A 9442-nucleotide genomic window follows, 5' to 3' on the forward strand; every position below is an offset into this window, starting at 1 on the left:
CCGTTAACGCTGTTCCCCGAGCCCCGTCCGCAGCTGCACGAAGGCGAGTTCGGCCGACTCGACCGCGTCCGCGTACACCTGTTCCGCGCTCTCCCCCGCGTCGATCCGCCGCCAGTTCTCCAGGGCCAGGATGCGCAGTACGGCAATGATCTGGCCCGCGGCCAGCCTGTCCTCCACCCGGCCGCCCAGCACACGGGCGAGCGCCGCCTCCGAGCGGCTCTGATAGGCGTACAGGCGGGCCACCACGGACGGCGTCCCGTACAGCAGTCGCTGGAAGGCCAGCACCTGCGGCACATCGCAGAGCCCGGTGACCGGGTCGCCCCGCTCCAGGCCGTCCAGGAAGTTGCGGCGCAGGGCGTCCAGGGGGGACTCGGTGTCCGCACGGGCGGCGACCACGCGGGCCGCCTCGTCCTCGTGGTCGGCAAACCGGTGCAGGACCAGGTCCTCCTTGGCCGGGAAGTACCGGAACAGTGTCGGCTTCGAGATGTCGGCCGCGGCCGCCACCTCCGCCACCGAGACCTTGTCGAAGCCCCGCTCCAGGAACATCGCGATCGCGGCCTCGGAGACCGCCTGATAGGTCAGCCGCTTCTTCCGCTCCCGCAGACTCATCTGCTCGTTCCCCGGCTTCTCTCCGTCCATGACCACGAAGCGTACGCCCCGGACTCCTACCGGACTCGGCCTCCGCAAGCGGTCGCACGCGCCCCCGACCGGCCGGGAACCGACAACTGGAGGGGAACAATCCGCATGTGTGGGGTGGTGACCGGGGCGAGCCACGTTGACGCGATGCGTAAACGGCTGCGCGTACCGGGCACCCGTCGTGCCCACCGACGACCGGGCGGGAGCGCCGCCGGGCGCACGGCGAGGAGCCCGGTCCGGCGGCGGACCTCAGAACTCGTCCGGGCACCACGCCCGCCGCCCCGCCCGCAGCATCGTCTCCGCCAGCGCCACCGCGCCCGGTGTGAGCTCCTCGACGCGGCCCAGGGCCGCCAGCCGGGTGGGGGACTCGTCGCCCAGGTAGAGGGTGCCCAGCTCCCGTACGTCCAGGGCGAGGTCGGCGCCGGACGTGGTGGGGGTGCAGGTGGCGCCGGAGGCGGTGGCTTCGAGGCGGTACCGGCCGGCGGTCAGGCCCGTGGCGTCGTGGATGTCGAGGGTGAGCGTGCCGGCTGCCGCGTAGGTGCGGGCCTCCAGGGCGCGTACGACGTCCAGGACGCGCACCCACAGCCAGTCCGCCTGGGTCACGACGCGGGCCGCGCGCGGATCCGGGAGCAGGAGGGGCAGCAGGTCATCGGGGGCGCGGTAGCCGGAACGGACCGTGGTGATCCAGTCGATCGAGCAGACGAAGTGCCACAGCGCACGCTCGGCGGCCGGGGTGACGGCGATCTGCCCGAGCACCGTGGCCCGGTTCAGCGGCTGCTTGGCGTCGCCCCACTTGTCGTCGGCGCGGTAGACGATCAGGCCGTCCACCTCGCCGGCCGCGTTGCTGTAGACCGCGAAGAAGGGCTCCGTCCAGGGCTCGGGGCCGGGCTGGATCTCGCCGGTGCTCAGGGCCCACCAGCGCTCGTCGCGGTTGATCACCCCGTGCTGCCGGGCGCGCAGCCGGTCGTGCAGCACCGGGCCCAGCTTGCGCACGTCCGCGCCGCTCACCAGGTCGATCCGGCCGCCGTCCTGCTCGGACGGGCCCGGCCAGTGCGGGTCGAGGCCCGCCCTCGGTACGTCGATCTCCCATTCGGTGGTCCAGGCCGCCGGGCCGAAGCCGTACCGCCCGTAGATCGGGTACTCGGCGGCGATCAGCGTGGCGACCACGTCACCGCGTTCCTTCGCCGCCGCGAGGTCTGCGGCCATCATCCGGTTGAGCAGCCCGCGGCGGCGGTGCGTCGGGGACACCGTGACGTTGGAGACCGCGTCGGCCGGGACCGTCGCACCGCCGACGACCGTGAGTTCCTGCGCGAAGGAACGGAACGTGGCCACGCACCGCCCACCGTCGAACGCGCCCTGCGTGCGGGCGAGATCCGTGTGCGGAAGGCGTCGTTCCGCCTCCTCTTCCGTCCCCGTCGGTACTTGCAGGAAACCGGTGCGCTTGGCGCGCAGCCAGTCGGGGAACTCGGCGGCGGTGATCGTACGGACGTCAGGAGCCATGCGGGCCACGCTAGGCACACAACGCGCGGGATGTCGCCCGGTTTTCCGCCAACGCCAGGGCGGGCGGGCCGGATCGGGTCAGAAGGCCGCCCGGATCTCGCCGACCTCCCCGCCACCGCCCAGCAGCGGCGTGTGTCCGATCCGGGAGACCACCGGGGCGTCGATGCCGAGCAGCCGCAGCGCTCGGGCCAGTACCGGACCGAGCGCCCGGGTCGCACCGTCGTCGATCTTGAAGGCCAGTGCCCGGCCGTCCGCCAGCGCCACCGCCTGCACCGCCTCGGCGCCCATCTTGGAGAGCGCGCCCGGCACCTCCCGCATCAGCCAGGTGTCGGGGCGCCTGGTTCCGGCCACGTACTCGGGGTGGGCCCGCATCGCGTCCCCCACCCGGCGCTCCGCCGTCCCCGGCTCGGCCAGCACGAAGGAGCGGAAGGCCCGTGCCAGGCCCACCAGGCTGATCGCCATCAGCGGCGCACCGCACCCGTCCGTCCCGACCGCCGTGACCGGCTCGCCGGCCGCCTCCTCGACGACCTGGTGGACCAGTTGCTGGAGCGGGTGCGACGGGTCGAGGTAGGTCTCCCGGTCCCAGCCGTTCACCGCGCACACCGCGAGCATCGCCGCGTGCTTGCCGGAGCAGTTCATGGTGATCCGCTCCCGCACCCGGCCCGCGGCGAGGTACGTCTCCGCCTCCGCCGGGTCCAGCGGCAGATCCGGCGGGGTCTGCAGATCGCCGGGGGTCAGCCCGTGCTCGGCGAGCATCGTGCGGACGAGTTCCAGGTGGAAGCCCTCGCCGGAGTGGCTCGCGGCGGCCAGCGCCAGCCGCTCCCCCGACAGGTCCAGCCCGGCCCGCAGCACGGCCGCGGCCTGCATCGGCTTGTTGGAGGAGCGCGGGAAGACCGGCACCGTCGGATCGCCCAGCGACCGTTCCACGCTGCCGTCGGCGGCCAGCACGACCAGCGAACCCCGGTGACGGCCCTCCACGAAACCGGACCGCACGACCTCGGCCAGGACGGGGAGGGCGGGGGATATCGCGGATGGGGCAGCGGGGGCGGCGCTGGAGGTCATGGTGGCCTTCCGGGGACGGGCGGAACCCGCCCCCGGAAGGATCGCTTCAGGCGAGCAGGTCGTCTACTTGTGCTTCCCCGTCACGGTACCTGCGGGCGATCTCCGCGCTGCAATCGTCAGTGGTGCGTTGCAGCTGGTGACGGCGGCGGGAGACCTGCTGTTCGTAGCGGACCAGGCGTCCCATCGCGGTGTGCAGCTCCTCGTCCGTACGGGCGTCGAGATCGGAGAGTTCGACCTCGGCGAGCGTCTCGGCGGCCAGTCGGCGGTACTCGTCGCTGCGCGGCGTGGTGAGCGTGACGTGCCGGGCGGAGGAGCGGTGCTGGGGCGGAGGGTCGGCCAGGATCTCCGAGAGCCGGTCCACCACCGGTGCCTCCGGATCCAGCCGCCGGGCCAGTTCGGCCCGCAGGATGTCGATCCGGCCCTGGACGAGCCTGCGCACATAGCTGAGGTCGGCCTCGTCGCGCTGCGAGTCGCGGCGCAGCGTGCGCAGCTCCGGCAGCCGCAGGGCGCCCAGCTCGGGCTGCGGCCCGGCGGACAGGCCGTCCTCCAGCCCGTGACCGGTCCGCTGCACCGGTGGGCGCATGATGCTGGCGCCGGTACGCGCGGCCGGTACGGCACCGGGGGACTGCCCGGTTCCATAGGTACTCATGCTTGTGTCCATCCCCTCGACCGGTGCGTCGGCACACCGCCTTGCGAGCATGGTGCCACTCCAGTGGCCCTGTGTGGATGCTCTGTACCCGTTCAGCCCAAGATAGGTTGGTCTGTATGCGTGCAGTGGTGCAGAGGGTGGACGGCGCGAGCGTCACGGTGACCGACGGTGCGGACGGGTCCGGTGGGCCCGATGTGGTCGGCGAAATAGTCGGCGAGGGGCTGTGTGTACTGGTGGGAGTCACCCACGGGGACACCCCGGAGAAGGCGGCGCAGCTCGCCCGCAAGCTCTGGTCGCTCCGTGTCCTGGAGGGCGAGAAGTCCTGCTCCGATGTGAATGCACCACTTCTGGTGATTTCGCAGTTCACTCTCTACGGGGACGCCAGGAAGGGCCGCCGCCCCACCTGGAATGCCGCGGCGCCCGGCGAGGTCGCCGAACCTCTGGTGGACGAGGTGGTGAAGCAGCTGCGGGCACTGGGCGCGCAGGTGGAGACGGGCCGGTTCGGAGCGGACATGCGGGTCTCGCTCACGAACCACGGCCCGTTCACCGTCCTCGTCGAGGTCTGAGGACCGACCGGCAATCGGGGGGTACCGCGGCCCCGGACGGCCCTATGGCTCGACGACCGTCTCCTGGGACGCGGCAGTGTCCCCCGCGAGCAGTTCGGCGTCCACCGCGACGTTCCGCTTGACCAGGGCCAGCGCGATCGGTCCCAGCTCGTGGTGGCGGGCGGACGTGGTGACGAAGCCCAGCTGGCGCCCTTCGGCACCGTCCGCGGCGAGCCGCACCGGTGTGCCGTGTCCGGGCAGCACGACCTCGCTGCCGTCGAGGTGCAGGAAGACCAGCCGGCGCGGCGGCTTGCCCAGGTTCTGCACCCGGGCCACCGTCTCCTGGCCGCGGTAACAGCCCTTCTGAAGGTGTACGGCGGTGCCGATCCAGCCCAGCTCGTGCGGGATGGTGCGGTGGTCGGTCTCGAAGCCGAGGCGCGGGCGGTGCGCCTCCACGCGCAGTGCCTCGTACGCCAGGATGCCGGCCACCGGGCCGTGCGCCGCCGCGTACGCCTCCAGGTCCGCTCGGGGCAGGAAGAGGTCCCGGCCGTACGCCGTCTCCCGTACCGTCACGCCGTCCGGGACCTCCGCGATGGAGCCGGCCGGCAGGTACACCACGGCGAAGTCCTCGGTGCGGTCGGCGACTTCGACCCGGTAGAAGAACTTCATGGACTCCAGGTAGGCGATGAGGTCGCCCTGGGTGCCCGGTTCGGCGTGCATCCACACGGTCTCGCCGTCGTCGACGAGGTAGAGGGCGTGCTCGATGTGCCCGTTGGCGGTGAGGATCAGGGCCTCGGTGGCCTGGCCCGGGGCGAGTTCGCTGACGTGCTGGGTGAGCAGCAGGTGCAGCCAGGCCAGCCGGTCGCTGCCGGTGACGGTGACGACGCCGCGGTGCGAGAGGTCGACGAGGCCGGAGCCGTCGGCGAGGGCGCGCTGCTCGCGGAACAGGTCGCCGTAGTGCGCGGCGACGCCTTCGTCGCGGCCTTCGGCGGGGACGGCGCCGGGCAGGGACAGCAGGGGGCTCTTCATGCGACCAGCGTACGACGCGGTACGAACGAGGCCGCTGGAGAGGCCCCCGGGCCGACGGGCCCAGGACTTGGGGCCGACGGGCCCAGGACTTGGGGCCGACGGGCCTAGGACTTGGGGCCGGCCGCCTCGTCGGCGGGCGTCCGGCCGGCTTCCGCCTTCGCCGTGCATCCGGCACAGCGGCCGAAGATCGCGAAGTGCTTCATGTCCGTGTCGAACCCGAAGCTGCCCTTCAGCTTCGCGGTGAACTCGGCGACGACGTCGACATCGGCCTCGATGACGTCCGTGCAGTCACGGCAGACCAGATGGATGTGGTGGTGACGGTCGGCCAGGTGGTACGTGGGCGCCCCGTGTCCCAGATGGGCGTGGCTGACCAGACCCAGCTCCTCCAGGAGTTCGAGGGTCCGATAGACGGTGGAGATGTTCACGCCGGACGCGGTCCTGCGGACCTCGGAGAGGATGTCGTCGGGTGTCGCGTGTTCCAGCGTGTCGACGGCTTCCAGAACAAGCTGCCGCTGCGGCGTCAGCCGGTAGCCGCGCTGCCGGAGATCGGTCTTCCAGTCGGTGCTCACCACACGCCCAGTGTAGGACCGGGTGAGCACCCGCCCGCGGACTACTTGCGGACTACTTGCGGACTACTTGAAGAAGGCGATGCCGTCGTCCGGCAGGTCGCCGAGGCTCTTCGCCATCGCCTCGACCTCTTCCGGGCTGACGACCTTCTTGAGGTGCGCCGACATGTACGGACGCAGCTCCACCTCGGGGGTGGCCTTCTCGCCGACCCACATCAGGTCGCTCTTCACATAGCCGTACAGCCGCTTGCCACCGCTGTACGGGCCGGAGGCCGCGGTCCGGGCCACCGCGTCGGTGACCAGGTCGATCTGCGGCTTCTGGTCGGCCAGCTCGCCGTACCAGATCTCGATGACGCCCTGGTCGCGGGACATGACGACCTCGACCTTGCGGTCCTTGTCGATGCGCCAGTAGCCGGACTCGGACTCCAGCGGCCTGACCTTCTTGCCCTCGGAGTCGAGCACCCAGGTGTGCGAGACGTACTCCAGGAAGTCCCGGCCGTCGTGGCTGAAGGAGACTTCCTGGCCGAAGTTGCACTGCTCGGCGCCGGGGAAGTCGGAGACACCCGCGCCCGCCCAGTTGCCGAGGAGGAAGGCCAACGGGACGAGGTCCGGGTGGAGGTCGGACGGGATCTCGATCATGAGCGGCTCAGACGATCTGTGAGGTGGGGTGGCTGCGAACGTGACACATCGGGTGCGAAGTGTCACCTTGCCGTGACGGGGCACCCGCGCGAGCGGAGGCGGGGCGTGCGCGCAGTGGTCAGCGCTGACCCTGGTAGAGCTTCTTCACGGTCACACCTGCGAAGGCGAGCACGCCGACGCAGACCAGGACCAGCAGGGCGGAGAAGAATGCCTCAAGCACGGGAACTCCTTGCAACGAGCGTTATGGCAGCAGTACGGGGCCGGGCCCCAGCCTAATGGGTTGGGGCCCGGCCCGCCGGTCCGGGGCTTGCCCGGGGACCGCCGTGGGGGCAGGTCAGCCCAGCAGCTGGTTCTGCAGGATCAGCGCCTGGTGGAACGGGACGGTCCGGGTGTCCTCCCGGCCCTTGCGGGACTGGACGACGAGGGCGAGCGTGTCGCCGGCGACCACGTAGCCCTGGCGGACCCGTGCCTCGCCGTACGGCTTCACCTCGTCGTACACGTAGGACGAGGTGCCCTCCACCTTGCTGCCGGCCCATTCCTCGTCGAGCACCGTCTCGGACGTCCCGACGAGCGGCACCGCGGAGCCGGTGACGATGATCGAGTCCAAGAGGCCCTGGGCGAAGGCCGTCGAGTTGAACCGGATGAGATAGATCCGGGTCGATGTGCCGTCCGGCATGGTCCAGCCGCGCGCGGCGATGTGCCGCGGGGCCGAGTCGTCGAGCAGCCGCCCGAGGGCGGGGCGCTCGCTCCTCGCGTACTCGGAGAGGTACTGCTCCGTGCTCACCCAGCCGCCGTCGAGCTTCTTGTCCACGGTCGCCCCGGCCGGGGCGGGCAGCAGCAGGCGCCGCAGGTCGGCGTGGTGGATCTCGGCGACGTTGCCGTCGCTGTACGGGCGGGGCGCGCCGGCCGGGAGCGCGGGCAGGCTGAGCTCGGGATAGTCCCAGCGGCCGTCGCTCCTGGTGGCCAGACCGGGCACGTCGGTGCGTTCCATCGACGTGATGCCGAAGGCCGTACCGGCGCCGAGCCCCCCGAAGACCAGGGCGGCGACGGCCCACCGGGCGACGGCCCGCAGGACCCGCCGCGGCGGCTTCGGCGCCGGTGGCACGGGGGCGGCCCCGGCGGGTGCGCCGACCGTGTCCGGCGAGGTCGTGGCGGACGTTTCCGCCGTCTGCACGGTCATACGTACTCCCCCGGGGACGCGATGTGGTCGAGCTGGTCCTTCAGGAGTTCGGCGACGGCCGCCCTGTCGAACGGCCCGGTCCCGGACGCCGTGACTTCGATGCTCAGTTCGCCGTCGTACGCGAGGCAGTTCATCGACTCGATCTCGTCCCCGCTGTCCTTGGGCGGGACGTAGCACCTGGCGTTCCTGGTGTGCCCCTCGATCCGGGGCTCCGCGCGGAAGGCGTCGATGGACTCCAGGAGGCCCGTCCTGAAGGTGTGGAGGTTGCGGACGGCCTTCTTGTCCTTCATCCGCATGATCTCGGTGCCGATCACCAGGGTGTTGCCGTCGTCGGCGTACGTACGGGTGGCGATGCCCTCGATACGGAGCTCGTCGACCCGCTTCTCGTAGGCCCGGCGCTCCCTGCCCGCGAGGCCTCGGGCGCTCTGCTTCATGGCGGCGGCCGCCTTCTTGCCGCTCAGCTCGCCGTCGTTGCCCAGCTCCCCGTTGTCGGGGCCGAGCCGGTAGCCGGCGGGGACCGGCAGCAGCAACTTGCTGAGCGCGGTGGAGGCCCGGCCCCGGGACACGTCGCCGGCCGGGTCCTTGCCCGGCTCGTGCGCGGGCTTCTCCCAGAGACGGGTCCTGGTGCCGCGGTCGGCGCCGTCCACCACGCTCCCGGTGTACGCGGCGGCGCCCCCGACTGCTGCGAGCACCAGCACGGCGGGGAGCGCCGTGAGGATCACCCGGCGCGGACGGCCCGAGGGGGCTGTGGTGGCTGTGGTGGTGGTGTTCTCGTCGGGCGCGGCTGCCTGTGTGCCCGCCTCGGTGGTCACGTCGTTCACAGGCGCTCCAGCTGTCTCTCGGCCAACGTCCGGATGTCGTTCTTGCTGATCGGAACGGTGTCGGAGAGGTAGATGTCGGCCATGATGTCACCGCGGTACAAGGTGGCCCTGGCGCGGTAGAAGGGCAGATGGCCCGGGTTCCGCTCGACCTCGTAGACGTAGTAGCGGCCGTTGCCGCTGCCCTCGATCGCACCGCCGTTGCCGCCCGCACCGGTCCCGGTTCCGGGCATGTACCTGGTCTGCTCCTCGGCGAAGTCCTTGGCCCCATGGAAGGTTGTCGAGCCGAACTGCACGAGAAATGTCTCGGCGGTGCGGTTCTGCCCACGCGTCCAGGCGGCGCTCGCTACCCGGCGGATGCCGGCCTGCAGGAGGTACTCGTACATGGAGCCCTCCTCCTCGTAGAGGCCGGCGTAGACGTCCGTGTCCAGCCAGCCGTCGTCGTTGCCCAGCACCGAGCTGTCGTCGTCGCTCCAGCCCGCGGGCCGGTCGGCGATCAGCTTGCGCAGGTCGCCGTCGGTCCTGACCCGGCGGTCCTGGGACGCGGGCAGCGGGTCGGGAGCCTTGCCCGGGGGCAGCGCCTTCGCCGGGTACGCCAGATCGGGCTGCGACAGGGCGGGCAGCGGGGTCGGGGCGCGTTTGGCCTGTACGTCGTAGCCCACGGCGGTGCCGCCCGCGATGCCGAGCACCGCGGCAGCGGCCACGATCAGCGCGGTACGCCCGCGCGGGCGCTGATCCCGGCCTCCTTCAGGGCGCGCTCGATGGTGGGGACCATCGCCTCCAGATGGGCGCGGGAGGCGATCTCCGGGACGACGCCG

General features: G+C 71.7%; 11 protein-coding genes and 1 pseudogene. 1 reads left to right on the forward strand and 11 read right to left on the reverse strand.

Features of this window, described 5'->3' with window-relative positions:
• Positions 1-3: 3 nt before the first annotated feature.
• From ACWCQ6_RS23445 to ACWCQ6_RS23460, 4 genes are all read right to left on the reverse strand, one after another.
• Positions 4-639 (reverse strand): TetR/AcrR family transcriptional regulator, encoded by a 636-nt coding sequence (locus ACWCQ6_RS23445; RefSeq protein ID WP_451092145.1) that lies wholly within the window; start codon positions 637-639, stop codon positions 4-6.
• A 246-nt stretch (positions 640-885) separates the two neighbouring features.
• Positions 886-2136, reverse strand: a complete 1251-nt coding sequence (locus ACWCQ6_RS23450) for a GNAT family N-acetyltransferase (protein WP_451092147.1) — start codon at positions 2134-2136, stop codon at positions 886-888.
• Positions 2137-2214: 78 nt separating this feature from the next.
• The gene (locus ACWCQ6_RS23455) at positions 2215-3198 is read right to left on the reverse strand and encodes an asparaginase (protein WP_451092149.1); all 984 of its coding nucleotides are present in this window, start codon (positions 3196-3198) and stop codon (positions 2215-2217) included.
• A 46-nt stretch (positions 3199-3244) separates the two neighbouring features.
• Positions 3245-3847 (reverse strand): RsiG family protein, encoded by a 603-nt coding sequence (locus ACWCQ6_RS23460; RefSeq protein ID WP_451092151.1) that lies wholly within the window; start codon positions 3845-3847, stop codon positions 3245-3247.
• Positions 3848-3963: 116 nt separating this feature from the next.
• Between ACWCQ6_RS23460 and dtd the strand changes: the two genes are divergently transcribed.
• Complete coding sequence (gene dtd, locus ACWCQ6_RS23465; RefSeq protein ID WP_451092153.1) at positions 3964-4413, forward strand: D-aminoacyl-tRNA deacylase; 450 nt, start codon at positions 3964-3966, stop codon at positions 4411-4413.
• Between the two features lie 42 nt (positions 4414-4455).
• Here dtd and ygfZ read toward each other — a convergent pair whose 3' ends face one another.
• The 7 genes and pseudogenes from ygfZ to ACWCQ6_RS23500 form a co-directional block, all read right to left on the reverse strand.
• Entirely contained in the window at positions 4456-5421 is a 966-nt protein-coding gene (ygfZ, locus tag ACWCQ6_RS23470) for a CAF17-like 4Fe-4S cluster assembly/insertion protein YgfZ (RefSeq protein WP_451092155.1), read from the reverse strand.
• A gap of 104 nt (positions 5422-5525) precedes the next feature.
• Entirely contained in the window at positions 5526-5993 is a 468-nt protein-coding gene (locus tag ACWCQ6_RS23475) for a Fur family transcriptional regulator (RefSeq protein WP_451092158.1), read from the reverse strand.
• Between the two features lie 60 nt (positions 5994-6053).
• Positions 6054-6626: an FABP family protein gene (locus ACWCQ6_RS23480; protein ID WP_451092160.1), complete on the reverse strand. Its 573-nt coding sequence runs from the start codon at positions 6624-6626 to the stop codon at positions 6054-6056.
• Between the two features lie 334 nt (positions 6627-6960).
• Complete coding sequence (locus ACWCQ6_RS23485) at positions 6961-7806, reverse strand: hypothetical protein (protein ID WP_451092162.1); 846 nt, start codon at positions 7804-7806, stop codon at positions 6961-6963.
• Complete coding sequence (locus ACWCQ6_RS23490; RefSeq protein ID WP_451092164.1) at positions 7803-8627, reverse strand: hypothetical protein; 825 nt, start codon at positions 8625-8627, stop codon at positions 7803-7805. The genes ACWCQ6_RS23485 and ACWCQ6_RS23490 overlap by 4 nt, the downstream gene beginning before the upstream one ends.
• Positions 8624-9328: a hypothetical protein gene (locus tag ACWCQ6_RS23495; protein WP_451092166.1), complete on the reverse strand. Its 705-nt coding sequence runs from the start codon at positions 9326-9328 to the stop codon at positions 8624-8626. The genes ACWCQ6_RS23490 and ACWCQ6_RS23495 overlap by 4 nt, the downstream gene beginning before the upstream one ends.
• Positions 9329-9348: 20 nt before the next feature.
• Positions 9349-9442: pseudogene (locus ACWCQ6_RS23500) on the reverse strand (hypothetical protein); the annotation flags it as partial.

The organism is Streptomyces sp. NPDC001880 (assembly GCF_053594575.1).

What these genes read in the sequence shown, in the direction of transcription:
- ACWCQ6_RS23445 (WP_451092145.1), bottom strand. Translation starts at nt 639, where the DNA reads ATGGACGGAGAGAAGCCGGGGAACGAGCAGATGAGTCTGCGGGAGCGG.
- ACWCQ6_RS23450 (WP_451092147.1), bottom strand. Translation starts at nt 2,136, where the DNA reads ATGGCTCCTGACGTCCGTACGATCACCGCCGCCGAGTTCCCCGACTGG.
- ACWCQ6_RS23455 (WP_451092149.1), bottom strand. Translation starts at nt 3,198, where the DNA reads ATGACCTCCAGCGCCGCCCCCGCTGCCCCATCCGCGATATCCCCCGCC.
- ACWCQ6_RS23460 (WP_451092151.1), bottom strand. Translation starts at nt 3,847, where the DNA reads ATGAGTACCTATGGAACCGGGCAGTCCCCCGGTGCCGTACCGGCCGCG.
- dtd (WP_451092153.1), top strand. Translation starts at nt 3,964, where the DNA reads ATGCGTGCAGTGGTGCAGAGGGTGGACGGCGCGAGCGTCACGGTGACC.
- ygfZ (WP_451092155.1), bottom strand. Translation starts at nt 5,421, where the DNA reads ATGAAGAGCCCCCTGCTGTCCCTGCCCGGCGCCGTCCCCGCCGAAGGC.
- ACWCQ6_RS23480 (WP_451092160.1), bottom strand. Translation starts at nt 6,626, where the DNA reads ATGATCGAGATCCCGTCCGACCTCCACCCGGACCTCGTCCCGTTGGCC.
- ACWCQ6_RS23485 (WP_451092162.1), bottom strand. Translation starts at nt 7,806, where the DNA reads ATGACCGTGCAGACGGCGGAAACGTCCGCCACGACCTCGCCGGACACG.